The sequence below is a fragment of the Frankia tisae genome (assembly GCF_025403405.1).
In the GTDB taxonomy this organism is placed as follows: domain Bacteria; phylum Actinomycetota; class Actinomycetes; order Frankiales; family Frankiaceae; genus Frankia; species Frankia tisai.
Genome location: NZ_JANEZT010000041.1, coordinates 1 through 14,545, shown reverse-complemented (window position 1 = coordinate 14,545; position 14,545 = coordinate 1). Strand labels below are relative to the sequence as shown.

Below are 14,545 nucleotides of genomic sequence, written 5' to 3'. Positions count from 1 at the left end.
CCGGTGTCGTAGTCAGTGGCTAGACTGGCCGTCATGCGTGGCAGAGGACCCGGCCGGCGGGTGGCCGGAGAGCTGGAGTCGGCTGTCCTCGCCGTGCTGTGGGAGGCCGACGAGCCGCTCACCCCGGCGCAGACCCAGGAGGCGCTGACCCGGGACGGTCACGACCTCGCCTACACGAGCGTCGCGACGACGCTGGTCCGGCTGCACGGCAAGGGCCTGCTCGAACGGACGGTCGCGGGGCGCGGGCACGCCTACACCCCCACCGCCGCCGCCGCCCGGCAGCTCGCCGACCGCATGCGCGGCCTACTCGGAGACGGCCGCGGCCGGGCCGTAGTCCTCAGCCACTTCGTCGCCGGGCTCACCGCCGACGACGAGGCCACCCTCCTCGCCCTGCTGGCCGCCGCCGAGGGCGAGCCGGCGAACCGCGACGAAGCAGCGGCGCCAGCCGGGGACGAGCCCTCGGATGCGCCGTCATGACAGCGGCCCGCATGCCACCCGGCGGACCGGGGATGCACCAGAGGTTCCGATGAGGTACATGGTCTGGATTCCCCTGCTTGCCAACGTCGTCATCGCGTTGGGAGCACCGGCGCTCGCCCGCAGGCTGCCCTACCGGATGAAACCGGCCGCGCTGACGGCGAGCGCCGTGCTCGCGGCGGCCGGCTGGATGAGCTCCCTGGGCCTGCTGGCGGCAAGCTTCGTCGACCGCGTGCCGGCCCTGGCGCACCGGCTCGGCACGACGACCGTCGCCCAGGCAGCCGCGCTCCCGCCGTCCTCGGTGGGCCTGGCAGCCGTCGTGGCAGTGGGCTGCGGCGCGGGCATGCTGCTCGCCGCGTCCATGCGCAACGGCCTGGCCCTGATCAGGGCGGAGCGGTTGGTTCGACGCCTCCCCGCCGGAAGGGTCCACGTTCTGCCGCAGCGCCGGCCCGATGCCTGCGCGATCGGTGGCGTCACCGGCGGCCGGGTGGTCATCACCGCGGGCCTGCTCGACTGCCTGGACGCCGCCGAGCGCGACGCCGTCCTGGCCCACGAGCGCGCCCATCTCATCGGTGGGCATCACTGGTTGCGGATGACCGTCGCCTGCTGCGCCGCGGTCGACCCGCTGCTGCGGCGCCTGCCCGATCTCGTCGAGATCGCCTGCGAACGCTGGGCGGACGAGCACGCCGCGAGCGGGGCCGGGCAGCGTCGCGTCCTCGCCCGCGCGCTCGGGAAGGCGGCCCTGGCCACGCTGCAGGACGCCAAAGGCGCCGGGACCCATCCGGCGGGCCGGGCCACCCCCTCGTCCACCACCTGCGGTTTCCACCACCACGCGGTGACCGAACGCATGGCCGCGCTGCTCGACGGGTCGCCCCACGCCACCCGGGTGCCCGCGACGGTCCTGCTCACGACGAGCGCGCTCATGGCTGTGATGATCGGTTCCGCGGTGCACGCCGGCACCGACTACCTCGCCCTGCTCCACTGATCGAGTAAGCCCTCAGTCCCCAGCCTGCCCGCCGGACGCCGCCACGGCCGGCCCCGCCGGCTGCGCGGATTCCTGGCGCGGGTGCCCGCCGCCGGGGACCGTCTCCCGCAGCGTCCGGTAGACCTCGTCGAACTCACGCACCGCCGGCACGGAGCGGTATCCGCCCAGCCGGCGGGCCAGCATGCGCAGCCGTTCGGCCGTACGCGCGGAGTTCACCCAGGCGTCGAGCCGGGCGGCGCGGATGGCTCGCGCGCAGGCCCGCTCGACGTCGCCCTGTTGCAGGTGGACCTCGGCGAACCAGGTCTCGTACAGCGAAAGCTCGCGGGCCCGCAGCGGATCGTAGCCGGTCAGGCCGTGCCGCAGCCGGGCCTCGGCTCGGTCGGGACGGCGCAGCTCGGTCCAGCAGCGGCCGGCCATCACGTCGATCTCGCGGGCGTCCAGCCAGTAGACCCATGCGGGATCCGCGGCCGGATCGCTGCGGTCGTGAAGCCGCTCGACGACGGTGAGTGCCTGCTCGCAGGCCCGCCGTTCGCCGGCGCGGGCGTGCGCCCAGGCCAGCCTGTCGGCCAACAATGCCCGAGTGGTCGCGGACGCCGAGCGCCCAACCCCGGCGCAGGCGGTCTGCGCAAGCAGCACTCCCTGCCGGACGTCGGCGTGGTTGACCATCTGGTAGGCCTGGGTGGAGATCAGGTTGGCGGCCAGCTCGGCGTCGCCGCCGGCGTGCGCGGCCCGGATCCCGCCGGTGAGGAACCGCGCCGCCGCCCCGTGCCGGCCGGCGTCCGCGGCGATCCACCCGGCGAGCTGGCAGAGCTGGGCCACCGCCGACAGCACCCGGCGGCCGACCGCGGCGTCGTAGACGGCCTCGCGCAGCATCGCCACCGTGCCGATGAGCTCTCGTTCGACCAGCCCGGCCAGGTCGCGCCCGCCGACGTAGTCGTCCAGCCGGCGGAACTGCCCGACCCGTCCCTCCACCTTCTCGGCCAGCGCCGCGCCGACATGCCGCCCGGCGGCGAGCTCCACGACCTGGGGCGGCTCCAGCAGCAGCCACTCGTGGGCGAGGCGGACGGGATCCCAGTCGTCCACCGGCGCCGGTCGGGTCGCCGGCACGGCAGCGGACGCGGGGACCGGTCGCGCCCGCGCCGGCCCGACACCCCGGGCCGCCGGTATCCCGGACGATGTCCCGGGCCCAGCGCCAGCCGACCCCGCCGACGCCGGCCCCGCCGGCGCCGATCTCGCCGGCGCCATCCCCCGCACCGCGGCGGCCAGGTAGGCCGCCAGCAGTTCGCTGCTGCGCCGGGTCCAGGTGCCCGCGCCGGTAGACGAACCCGAAGGCCCGGGGAGATCCCCGCCGGTGGCCGACCCTGGCGGCCCCGGCCCGGACGGTTTCGAGCGGTGGCCCGCCAGGCCCGACCAGGCAACTCCCACATCCACGTCCGCGTCGTCCGCCGGCGCCGGCCCGGACCCGCCGGCGTGGCCGCCGACGACGGTCTCTCCGGGCAGCGGCGGCCGAAACCCCAGCTCGGGCTCCGTGACGCCGAACAACTGGCAGTAGGCACGCCGATAGGCGACCCCGGGGAAAACCTTGCCGAGCTCATGGCGGCGAATCATTTCCGCGGTCGCCGCCGGCGGGACGAAACCGTTGTTTCCCGACAGCCCCCGAAGCCGCTCGGCGAGACCATCCTGAGTCAGGCCGTGCGCCTCACGAAATCGCCGGAGAATGTTCGGCGCCCATCCCGGATGCCTATCAACCGACACGTCGACTCCGCTCCTTCGGATCTCCCCCGGGTCGAGATCAGGATAGTCAGTGGGATGAGACGAACGGGCAGAATGACGGAACCGGAACCGGATTCGGAACAGACTCGGCCTCGATGTCCGTTTCCTGTCCGGTTACGGAACCGCGCGACAGATCGCCTCCCAGATGCCCTGGCCAGGCAGCCCGGGGTGCGATGAAATCGAGGTCACGCGGCTCCGCCGGGATGGACGGGAAGTCCCCGGCCGGGGTGCCGCACTCCGGGTGCTGGTCGGCACCACCCACAGCCCGTCCTCAGGCCGCGGCGCCGAGCTCCGCCGCGAGCGGGGTCACTCGCTTGCCGGGGATGCGCAGCGGTTCGAGCCGCCACACGTCCCGCACGGCCGAGGATCGCCTGGCCGCCGAGTTCGGCCAACCGACCCAGGTCGTCGAGAATTCTTTCGACCCGCTCACCGTTCGGACCGACGCCACAAGAACAGGTCGTGGTCTTCAGGATTTCACCGTAATCCCGCCCCTCGGTCTCGCAGTACGCCCGCAGGACATCGCGCCTGCGCGGCAGCTCCGGCCCGGAAGGGATTTCCCGCCTTGGCGTACCGGACCGCCAGCCGGGGCGTCTTCCGTTCGCCGCAGCCGATCAGGATGGGCGGATGCGGCCGGGCGAGCGCCTGGGGCGAGTTGAGCGGCCGGGCCAGCCGCCTCAGCCTCGTACCAGATCGCCCCGATGCCGAGCCGGGCCCGACCGCCAGAGAGCACGCCGAGCGTCCTGATGATCTTTACGAGTGCGCCCGAGGACAGCGGAGAAGATCCCGCGCGTGACCAGAGTCACCACATCCGTACACGGAGAGTCGCAATTGTAACCGCATCCTCGCCGGATACGCCCACCAGACCCAACATCACCACAGCCATCCCGCGACGGACTTCCACCCGTTATGCCGGGAAACCTGGATGTACGACAATCCAGGCATGTTCCGTCCGGTAGCCGCCAGGGCGGCCGCTGGGGGCCCGGGTGGCGAGAGCTCCGGGGTATTCGTACCCTTTTGCGCGCAGATCATGGCAACGCTCCGTCCACCCGACAGGCGGTCACGTCCCGTGACCAGCGGCCGGGCTCCGGGGCGGAGCCCAGGCCGACGGGGGCGGTCACGCGGTCCGGTCCGCGCCCGGCGTTCGATACGGCGGGCAGCGCGTCGCAACGGGCGCTCCACCGGCTCACGCACGCCCACCGCACCGGTCCGCAACCGCGGTCCCGACTCGCGGGTCCGCACGCAACATCCGGCGGGGGGATGACCGGATGACCATATCGCCACCTCCCCCACGCCGATTCCGCCTGGTACGGATCGCCCAGCTCCTCCTCATACTCGCCACGCTCGCCCTGTCCGTCGCCTCGTTCGTGGACATGCCGCGCGTCGGCGACGAGGCCCAGTCGCTGAGGTGCGGCGTCGCCATCGGCTCCGGCCTGATCTGCGTGTCCCGGGCCGTCCTCATCCGCGGCGAGCGCGCCCCATGGGCACTGCTCGGAGCCGGGCTGATCAGTTACGGCTGTGGGACGATCTATCACAACGTCGCCCTGGATCCGCAGAGCGACAACATCCAGCCGTCGCTGGCGGATCTCGCCTGGCTGCTGTTCTACCCGGCCTGCTATGTCGCCGTGATCCTGCTGCTGCGTCGGCGGCTGGTGCGGCTGCACCGCAGCATCTGGCTGGACGCGATCGTCGGGGTGCTCGGGGTGGCCGCGCTGACCAGCGGCATCGGAGTGGGGATGGCGCGGGCCAACCCCGAGTACAGCGCGTGGACGATGATCGTCAACGTCATCTACCCGCTGGCGGATCTGCTGCTGATCCTGCTCGTCGTCACCGTGTTCGGGCTGCTCGGTTGGCGCCCGGGGCGGGTGTGGTGGCTGCTGGGCGCCGGGCTGATGAGCTTCGCCCTGGCCGACTCGCTGCTACTCGTGCTCGTCATCGCCGGGCACAGCCCGGCGAGCGGCGTGCTGTCCAGCCTGTGGCTGCTCTCGGTGCTCATGCCGGCATTGGCGTCCTGGCTGCGCCCGCGCTGGCAGCCGCCGGCGAAGATGTCCGGCTGGGGCGTCATCGCCGTGCCGCTGGTGCTCGCGACGGTCGCGCTGGGCCTGCTGGTGCTCGGCGCCACGCTCGATCTGCCGGCGGTCACCGTGGCACTCGCCGCGGCGACGGTGCTGTCCGCCCTCGCCCGCGCGGCCTTCACCTTCATCGAGGTCCAGCAACTCGCGGAGAGCAAGGTGCTGGCCCGCACCGACGACCTGACCGGCCTGGCCAACCGCCGTGGCTTCATCGAGCGGCTGACCCGGGCCGAGCAGCACACCACCGGGCCGGACACCTTCGCCCTGCTGCTCCTCGACCTCGACCGGTTCAAGGAGATCAACGACTCGCTGGGCCACCAGGTAGGGGACACGCTGCTGACACAGGTCGGCACGCGCATCTCCCACGCCCTGCGCCCGGGGGACCTGCACGCCCGCCTCGGCGGCGACGAGTTTGCCGTGCTGCTCGAACACGCCGACGTCGACGCCGCCCGCCGGGTAGCCGACCGGGTGCTGACCGTCCTCGCCGATCCCTTCGACGTCGGGGGGGTGACGCTGCACGTGGGCGCGAGCATCGGCGCGGCGGTCTACCCCGACCATGCCCAGGATGCCCACACCCTGCTGCAACGCGCCGACGTGGCGATGTACGCGGCAAAATCGCGCCGCACCGGGGTGGAGTCCTACCGGCCGGGCGCTGACGTGAACAGCCTCGTCCGACTGGACATGATCGAATCGCTACGGGCCGCCCTCGGCACCGGCCAGTTGGAGGTGTACTACCAGGTCAAGGTCGATCTCAGCTCCGGACGGACGGACGCCGTCGAGGCCCTCGTCCGCTGGCGGCACCCGACCCGGGGCCTGCTCGGCCCGGAGGAGTTCGTCCCGCTGGCCGAGCAGGCCGGGATCATGCGGATGCTGACAATCGAGGTGCTGCACACCGCGCTCGACCAGGCCCGACGCTGGCACGCCGCCGGTCTCGACATCGCCGTCGCGGTCAACCTGTCCGCCTCCGACCTGCTCGACCGCGACTTCCCCGACCAGGTCAGCGGGATGCTCGCCGGCTTCGGCCTGAGCCCGACCGCGCTGGAACTGGAGATCACCGAGACGACGCTCATGCTCGACCGGGTACGGTCGGCCACCGTCCTGCGGAAGCTGCGGGCGCTCGGCGTCGGCATCGCCGTCGACGACTACGGCACCGGCTACTCGTCGCTGGCGCGGCTGCTCGAGCTGCCGGTGAACGTGCTCAAGCTCGACAAGTCGTTCATCCAGCGGGTGGAGGACGACAGCCGGGCCGAAGCGATCGTGCGGTCCACCGTGGGTCTGGCGCACGCGCTCGGCCTACGGATCGTCGTCGAGGGGGTGGAGACCGCGGCGGCGGTGCGGATGCTGCGCGACGTCGGCTGCGACCTCGCCCAGGGCTACTTCCTCGGCGAACCCGGCCCGTCCGAGCAAGTTACCGAACAACTCCGGCAACAGGCGCCGCCGGCTGGCACGATCGATCTGGACAGCGCGGCGCAGGAGGCGGCGGGGTTCGCGATGCCCCGCGAGGCGAGCGACCGGGATGCGGCCTACGACCCGGTGGCCGACCGAGGGGCATGCCGCACCGGCGAGCGCGCCCCGACGATGGAGGGTGCCGTGCACAACACTGCGGTGGGCCCCGGCTCGACGCCGGCGGGCCGCCCGTGGCGGTGACCGCGCCCCCTCGCGCGGTGGGCCCCACCGTGTGGGACGGCTTCTCGCTGCTGCGCAGCCCCGGGCGGGCGCCGGTCGCGGTCGGCGGCACGCTGGACCCGGCGACGTTGGTCGGCGCCTACCGGGCGGGAGCGTTTCCGTGGCCCACCGGGGAGGAACCGGCGGGCAAGGACGCCGACGAACCGGCACCGGCCGGGGTGGGCGGCCTGCGTGACCTGCTGCGGGCCGCCGTCGCCGCGCGCCGGGTGCACCATCTGTCCCCCGACCGTTCCGGCGGCTACGACCTGCCCTGGTGGAGCCCCGACCCGCGGGCGGTGATCCCCACCCGCGGGGTGCGGGTGAACCGGTCGCTGCGCAAGCGGTTGCGCACCTGCGGGTGGACGACGACCGTCGATGAGTCCTTCGTCGAGGTGGTCCGCGGCTGTCAGCGGGACGGAACGTCGGGTTGGATCACCGACGAGCTGATCGACGGCTACACGCGGCTGCACACCCTGGGATGGGCGCACAGCCTGGAGGTCTGGGACGGCGACGAGCTCGTCGGCGGCGTCTACGGGGTGGGGGTCGGCGGTGTGTTCGCCGGCGAGTCGATGTTCCACACCCGCACCGACGCCTCGAAGGTCGCCCTCGCCGACTTCGACGCGCGCTTCGCCGCCGCCGGGGGCGTGCTGCTGGACGTCCAGATGACGACGGACCACCTCGTCTCCCTCGGCGCGCTGGAGATCCCCCGGGCCGACTACCTCACGGTGCTGGCCCGGGTGCGCGACGCCGACGTCCGGCTTGACCGCGACCGGCGGCCCGTCGCCCGCCTCGTGCCACCCGCGGGCTGACCGGCCGCCGGGACCACCCGCCTGCGGACGGCCTCAGCCGAGACCGGGCCCGCCGGTCGCAGCAACCAGCGGGAAGCGGGCGCCGGCCTCGGCGAGGACGGCGAGCAGGTGGTCGATCTCGTCGTCGGTGTTCGCGGCGGTGATCTGCACACGCACCCCGACCTGGTCGCGGGGGACGACGGGGAAGGGCACCACCGAGGCGAAGACCCCGCGCTCGTACAGGAAGCGACCCAGCGGGTCGGCGTTGTCCGCATCCAGCAGCGGGATCTCGACGATCGGGAACCCGCTGGTGTTGAGCGTTCCCAGGCCCAGCCCGCGCAGCCCGTCGAGGAACCGGCTGGTCAGCCGGTACAGCCTGGCCCGCAGCGCCTCGCCGCGCCGTTCGTTGACCCGCAGCCCGACCAGGCCCGTCGCCAGCGACGCAACCGGCGACGGACCGGAGAAGATGTACGGCGCGGCGGTGGACTTCAGGTACTCCTTCACCTCCGTCGGGCAGGCGACGAACGCGAGCAGCGACGAGTACGCCTTGGAGAACCCACCGACAAGCACCAGATTGTCGTAACCGGCGCCGAGATGGCGCACGATGCCGTTGCCGCGGCTGCCGTAGGGGCTCGACTCGTCGGGACCACGCTCCCCGACGACACCGAAGCCGTGCGCGTCGTCGACGTAGAGCAGCGCGTCGTGGGCGCGCGCGAGCGGGAGGAGCTCGTCGAGAGGCGGCCCGTTACCCGTCATGCTGTGCACCCCGTCGACGCAGATGACCCGGGGATGGGGGGCCGCGCGCAGCAGCCGCTCCAGCCGGTCGAGCCGGTCCTCGCGGAACCGCGCGACGGTCCCGCCGCGGCTGGCGACCATCGCGCCCCCGTCATGGGCGGTCTGGTGGGCGTGCAGCTCGACGAACAGCGCGCCCCGGCCGACCAGCGCCGGCAGCACCGAATGCTGGATATGCGTGATGGTCGGCAGCAGCAGTGCGTCCTCGGCACCGAGCAGCTCCGCCAGCGTTCGCTCGATGTCGTCATACGGGCGTGGGCTGGCAATCAACCGCGACCAGCTCGGATGTGTTCCCCAGAGGTCCAGGTACGCCGGCACCGCTTCGATGATCTCCCGGTCGAGATCGAGTCCCAGATAGTTACAGGAGGCGAAATCGGTGAGCCAGTGATCACCGATCCGTATCCGGCGACCGTCGATCTCGTCGACCGTAGCGTCATAAAAGGGAGCGTGACGGCGCAGGCGGTCGAGTTCCGCGCGGATACCCAGTGGCCGATCAAGCACGTGCCGCCAGGCCGGGGAGAATGCACTCGACGCAGGTGGCAGGGGTCGGCCCAGGGTTTCAAAGGTCTGCGACATCCCGCCCTACCTGGCCGGTCGAGGGCTCGAAGCGATCGGGAAGCCTGGTCCGATGATCACAAATAGCACAGAATGCTGCGGAGATCCGAGTTTCTGGAAATTCGTCGGATTCGACTGACTGGTCGGGCGCGCCACTACCATCACCCATCCTTGGGTTCACCGGAAACACACGTCGCCGGGGTCAGGGAACGAGGAGATACCAACGGAACCAAGGGAACGTTGAACAGTTAAACGATAAACCGGCAGACCCGTCGATTCCACAAATAGCGCACTAGCTGGGCAAACACGTAGCGAGTTGCTCCGGCCTCCGCACCCGACGCGCACGGCGATACGCCGAGGACAGCGCAACCCGCCCTGCTCGGGGCCGCCTCACCCATCCGGGCCAGCCGGGCCGTGGGGTTCCGTTCCGCACCGCCAGGACCGCCCGGACCGCGGCGGGCGAGGCACCGATCGACCCCTGCCCGCGGCGGACGGACCCCCACGGCAGGGGTGTTATTGTCCCCGCCATGTCTGACACGGCGGCATCCGCGGCGACTTCCGCCGAGCCCACAACGGCGAGCGCGGCGCCCCTGACCGGCCCGGACGGCACCCCGGACGGCATCCCGGACGGCGAGGTCCCCCTCGTACGCACGCTGCCGTACTCCGGTTGGGGCCTCGCCCGGTCGAAGACCCTCTTCCTCGCGCACCGCAAGGAGCCCGTCGACCCGGCGGGGTTCTACTCGTTGATCGCTGCGGACTCCGTCCGCCAGCTCATGCGGTACACCTCCCTGACCGACCAGCTCGTGCTGGACGTCGGCGGCGGCCCGGGCTACTTCCGCTCGGCGTTCCTCGACGCCGGTGCCCGCTACGTCTGGGTCGAGCCGGACGTCTCGGAGATGGAGGCCGGAGGCATCGAGGTTCCCGGCCGGGTCCGGGGCAGTGCGTTGGACCTGCCGTTCCTGTCCGGCAGCGTCGACCTGTGCTACACGTCCAACGTGCTGGAGCACGTCCCCGACCCGTGGCGGATGTGCTCGGAGCTGGTCCGGGTCACCCGCCCCGGCGGGCTGATCTTCCTCAGCTACACCAACTGGCTGTCGCCCTGGGGCGGCCACGAGACGGCGCCGTGGCACTACCTCGGCGGCGATCGGGCGGCGGCCCGCTTCGAGCGCCGCAAGGGCCAGGCACCGAAGAACATCTACGGCCGGACGCTGTTCCCGGTGTCGGTCGCCGACACCCTGTCCTGGGCGCGCCACCGCACCGACGTCGAGATCCTCGACGCGCTGCCGCGTTACCTGCCGGACTGGGCGAAGGTGATCCTGAAGGTGCCCGGCGCCCGCGAGATCGTCACCTGGAACCTCGCGATGGTGCTGCGCAAGCGCTGAGGCCCAGGACTCAGGGCTCAGATGAGCCTGAGCTGTTGGCCCACCGGCGGCCGGCGGGCCCGCTGCCGCGCGCTCGCGGCCTGCTCCGTCGACAGCAGCGCCGGGCCGATGTCGGCGAGGAACGGCGAGGGCCGGGTCTCGGTGTCGGCTCCGGGGCGGCGACGCGCCGCGGAGGTCAGGATCAGCCGGTGGCGCGCCCGGGTGACGCCCACGAAGAACAGCCGTCGTTCCTCGGCCTCGGCGAGCAACGCCGCCGCGGCCGGGTCCGCTTCCCCCGGCAGCGTCTGTTCGCCACCGGCCGCGGATGCACGGCGGGCGGCCCCGAAGCGCATCGGCAGCAGCCCGTCCTCACAGCCGACGATGAAGACCAGACCGAACTCCAGGCCCTTGCTCGCGTGCAGGGTGAGCAGGCTGACGCGGTCCGCCCGCGGGTCGAGCCCGTCGACCTCGCTGGCCATCGTGACCGAGGTGAGGAAGCCTTCCAGGTCGGTCCCGGCGGCGGCCGCGGCGGGCGAGAGCAGCTCCACCGCGAGCCGCAGCTCGGCCTCGGTCGGCACCCGTCCGCCCGGGAAGCCCGCGAACCCCGCCGGCATCGGCGCGCCCAGTTCGGTGCCGAGCGCGGCCGCCAGCTCGACCGCCCGCACCGCCGCATCGCGTAGCAGCGCGGACACCGTTCGCCCGCCCACCGCACCCGCTGCACCGGCCGTGCCGGCCGCGGGCCCCGACGCGGGCCCACCCGGATGGGCGCCGGACGCCGCGCGCAACAGCGCCAGCAGGGCGGCGACCGCCGGGGCGTCGGCCAGCGGAAGGTGAGAACGGCGTTGGAAGGGGAATCCCCGCTTCGCCAACGCTTCCATGATCGGATCTGCCTGACGGGTGGTCCGGTAGAGCACCGCGATGTCCGCGAACGACAGGCCCGCCTCCACCGACCCGTCCACCCCGGAATCGAGCGCGTGGAAGGAGGTTCCGCCGAGCGCCGCGTCGATGGTGTCGACGACCGCGATGGCCTCCTCCGCCTCACTGCGGTAGCGCCGCAGCAGCACCGGGCCGTCCCCTTCGGCGCCCCGCACCGCGGTCAGCGTCCGGCCTGGCACCAGGGTCGCCGGGGCAATCACATCGAGGGCCGCCCGCACGATCGTGCGGGTCGACCGGTAGCCGCGGGTGAGCGCGACCGTGCGCGCCCCCGGGTAGTCCTGCTCGAACCGCAGGAAGAAGCCGACGTCGGCACCGCGGAAGCTGTAGATCGCCTGGTCCGGGTCGCCGATCACGCACAGGTTTCCCGTCGGCGGGCACAGCAGCTCCAGCAGCCGGTACTGAAGCTCGTCGGTGTCCTGATACTCGTCGACCCAGACATGGCGCCACCGGGCCCGGTAGTGCTCGACCAGGTCCGGGGTGGAGCGCAGCAGGGTCAGCGGCAGCACGATGAGGTCGTCGAGGTCGACCATGTCCCGTTCCCGCAGCTCGGCGTCGTAGCGGGCGAGGACGCCGACCAGGTCGTGGTCGCGCTGGGCCTGGCCGAGGGCCCGTAGCCGCTTGAGCTCGGCGAGGCCGGCCGACACCCGGCGCCGCGCGCGGGCGTCGCCCTCGCCGTGCAGCGCGGCGTCGAGCAGCTCCGCCCGCACGGCGTCGTCGGCGACCTGGACCTGCGCGCCCCGCGCCAGCCGCTCGTGCTGCTCGCGGACGATCGTCAGCCCCAGGCCGTGGAACGTCGTCGCGAGCACCCGGCGGGCCCGCGCGCCCAGCATCGCGTCGAGCCGCTCGGTGAGCTCCCCCGCCGCCCGCCGGGTGAACGTCACCGCCAGGCACTGCTCGGCGGGCACGTCGCGCTCGGCCACCCGATGCGCGATCGCGTGCACCAGCGTGCGGGTCTTGCCGGTCCCGGGACCGGCGAGGACGAGCAGCGGGCCGGCCGGATGCGCCGCCGCCCGTCGCTGGTCCGGGTCCAGGCCGTCGAGCACCGACGGATCCCCGCCGCCGGCCGGTTCGCCGTACGCGGCGAGCGCCTCATCCAGCGACGGGTCGGCCCCGGACGGCTGGGCGGGAGCGGACGGCTGGACGGGAGCGGACGGGGCGAGGTCGAACAGGGTGCCGCCGTCTCCGGCGAGCTCACGCGGTTCGAACAGCCGGATGACGCCGTACTCACCGTCGAAGCCGGCCTGGCGGATCACCTCGCCGCGCCGCAGCCGGGAGATCGCCTCGACCAGTTCGGCCGAGCCCACATCCGCGATCGCCGATGCCGGGACGTCGGCGAGGATGCCGAGCTCCGGGCCGAGCCGGGACACCAACGAGGTGACCTGTCCCGCGACAGCCTTGCTCTTCGGTCCCACCCCGAGGATCTCCCCGACGACCTCCGGCAGCGGCACCAGCGAGGTGACCTCGGCGGCCGTCGCGGGGCGCACGCCCGCCCCCCGATCGGCCAACGCCTGGACCCGGTTGAGCACGCCCACAGTCAGCAGGCCACCGCAGGTCGGGCAGCGCCCGCCGGCCTGGCGGGTCTGCTCCGGGGTCAGGCACACCCCGCACTTGCGGTGCCCGTCGAGGTGGTACTTGCCTTCCTCGGGGAAGAACTCGATCGTCCCGGCGAACCCGTCCCCGCCGCGCAGCGCCGCCTCGATGGCGAAGTAGTCCAGCTCGCAGGTGAAGGCCGTCGCTTCCCGGCCGAGCATGGGCGGCGAGTGGGCGTCGGAGTTGCTGACCAGGCGGTAGCGGTCAAGGCCGGAGATCCGCCAGAACATCTCCGGGTCGGCGGACAGCCCGGTCTCCAGGGCGAAGATCTCGTCGGCGAGGTCGACGTAGCAGTCCTCGACGGCGTCGAAGCCGGACTTGGAACCCAGCACGGCGAACCACGGGGTCCACACGTGCGCCGGCACGAGGTAGCAGCCGGGCCCGCCGGCCAGGGTGATCTCCAACAGGTCGCGGGAGTCCAGGCCGAGGATGGGCCGCCCGTCCGCGGCCAGGTTGCCGATACGGGCGAGCGCCGCGGTGATGGCCCCGGCGGCCTCCCGGGTCGGCGCGTAGAGCAGGTGATGGACCTTGCGGGTCCGATCCCCCCGTTTGTAGATCGTGGAGATCTCACTGGAGATCATGAAACGGGTCACCGTCCGGCACGAGGCCGGCAGCGTGCGCAGCACCTCGCGCTCCAGGTCGGGCCGCAGCCGGAACAGGCCAGGCTCGGCCGGAACGAGCTTCTCGGCGAGTTCCTGCGACCACGCGGGGTGAGTGAAGTCTCCGGTGCCGACGACGGCGATACCCTTGCGCGCCGCCCACCAGGCCAGGTGCTCCAGGTCGCAGTCCCGGCTGCAGGCCCGTGAGTACCGGGAGTGAATGTGCAAATCAGCATAGAACCGTGACCTCACGGATGCGTATGTTGTCGCATCCGCGCCCGGCGGCCGGCGGCGGCACGCCGAGGGAGCGACCTCGAGCGCCGACTGGCCAACGGCAGGCAAACACCGAGACCATGTTCCATCCACGGTCGCCGGCCGCCGGTGGGTCGCGACGGCCGGCTTCGCGGGCGTTCACCGTCTCCGACGTACTTCCTGCGACGAGGTGACGCAGATTGACTGCTGCGTTCACATCACGGTTGCGTTCACATCACGGTCGATCACCAGCCCGTAGACCGCCGAAGAATTCTCATGACCGCTGAGACCACAGCAGTCCATCACCCCCGGCCCGCCGCCCGTCGGGAGCAGCCGTCATTATTCGTAGATCGCGGCGTTCCGGTCGGATTGCGGCGACGCGGAGAGCGCAGAGGCGGGAGGGACGGCGGATGGCACCCGACGGGCGGCGCGCCCGGCCCGCCGCCGGCGCGACGGGCGCACGGTGGGTGACCCGGTGACGGCACGCCACGCCGACGCCGAGCAGCGGGCCGCGCTGGCCGACCGCTGCCACCGGCTGGTGCGCTTCCTGCACGAGGTCGCGGTGGCGCGCTCCGAGCGGGTGCGCACCGTCGACGAGCACCCGCTCACCATCTGGCTCGCCGACATCCCCGCCGGCGTCGCCCTGTCGGAGCATGCCGGCGCCGGCGAGGTCCTGCTGACCGCCCCCGCCGCCGCCGCGCTGCCC

10 protein-coding genes are annotated in these 14,545 nt (G+C 72.7%); 6 read left to right on the top strand and 4 right to left on the bottom strand.

Annotation, left to right across the window (positions count from 1 at the left end; genetic code table 11):
- Positions 1-60: 60 nt before the first annotated feature.
- A complete protein-coding gene (locus tag NBZ85_RS06450; RefSeq protein WP_261561651.1) occupies positions 61-477 on the top strand; it encodes a BlaI/MecI/CopY family transcriptional regulator in 417 nt (138 codons plus the stop codon).
- Between the two features lie 49 nt (positions 478-526).
- Positions 527-1,459: a M56 family metallopeptidase gene (locus tag NBZ85_RS06445; protein ID WP_261561650.1), complete on the top strand. Its 933-nt coding sequence runs from the start codon at positions 527-529 to the stop codon at positions 1,457-1,459.
- 12 nt (positions 1,460-1,471) lie between these two features.
- Here the strand turns inward: NBZ85_RS06445 and NBZ85_RS06440 are convergent, their stop codons facing one another.
- Together NBZ85_RS06440 and NBZ85_RS06435 are read right to left on the bottom strand one after the other, a co-directional pair.
- Complete coding sequence (locus tag NBZ85_RS06440; protein ID WP_261561649.1) at positions 1,472-3,214, bottom strand: helix-turn-helix domain-containing protein; 1,743 nt, start codon at positions 3,212-3,214, stop codon at positions 1,472-1,474.
- A 289-nt stretch (positions 3,215-3,503) separates the two neighbouring features.
- Positions 3,504-3,662 (bottom strand): hypothetical protein, encoded by a 159-nt coding sequence (locus NBZ85_RS06435; protein WP_261556288.1) that lies wholly within the window; start codon positions 3,660-3,662, stop codon positions 3,504-3,506.
- 835 nt (positions 3,663-4,497) lie between these two features.
- Here NBZ85_RS06435 and NBZ85_RS06430 point away from each other — a divergent pair.
- Both NBZ85_RS06430 and aat read left to right on the top strand, forming a co-directional pair.
- Positions 4,498-6,948 (top strand): putative bifunctional diguanylate cyclase/phosphodiesterase, encoded by a 2,451-nt coding sequence (locus NBZ85_RS06430; protein ID WP_261561648.1) that lies wholly within the window; start codon positions 4,498-4,500, stop codon positions 6,946-6,948.
- Positions 6,939-7,775: a leucyl/phenylalanyl-tRNA--protein transferase gene (gene aat, locus NBZ85_RS06425; protein ID WP_261556290.1), complete on the top strand. Its 837-nt coding sequence runs from the start codon at positions 6,939-6,941 to the stop codon at positions 7,773-7,775. The genes NBZ85_RS06430 and aat overlap by 10 nt, the downstream gene beginning before the upstream one ends.
- 33 nt (positions 7,776-7,808) lie before the next feature.
- On the opposite strand, the gene NBZ85_RS06420 is transcribed toward aat, so the two are convergent.
- Positions 7,809-9,122 carry an aminotransferase class I/II-fold pyridoxal phosphate-dependent enzyme gene (locus tag NBZ85_RS06420; protein ID WP_261556291.1) on the bottom strand — a complete coding sequence of 438 codons (1,314 nt, stop codon included), beginning with the start codon at positions 9,120-9,122 and terminating at the stop codon, positions 7,809-7,811.
- Between the two features lie 506 nt (positions 9,123-9,628).
- Here NBZ85_RS06420 and NBZ85_RS06415 point away from each other — a divergent pair.
- Positions 9,629-10,483: a class I SAM-dependent methyltransferase gene (locus NBZ85_RS06415; protein ID WP_261561647.1), complete on the top strand. Its 855-nt coding sequence runs from the start codon at positions 9,629-9,631 to the stop codon at positions 10,481-10,483.
- Positions 10,484-10,500: 17 nt separating this feature from the next.
- On the opposite strand, the gene NBZ85_RS06410 is transcribed toward NBZ85_RS06415, so the two are convergent.
- Positions 10,501-13,839: a UvrD-helicase domain-containing protein gene (locus NBZ85_RS06410; RefSeq protein WP_261561646.1), complete on the bottom strand. Its 3,339-nt coding sequence runs from the start codon at positions 13,837-13,839 to the stop codon at positions 10,501-10,503.
- A gap of 475 nt (positions 13,840-14,314) precedes the next feature.
- Here NBZ85_RS06410 and NBZ85_RS06405 point away from each other — a divergent pair.
- On the top strand, positions 14,315-14,545 hold a 231-nt coding region (locus tag NBZ85_RS06405; protein WP_261561645.1), incomplete at its 3' end, for a hypothetical protein.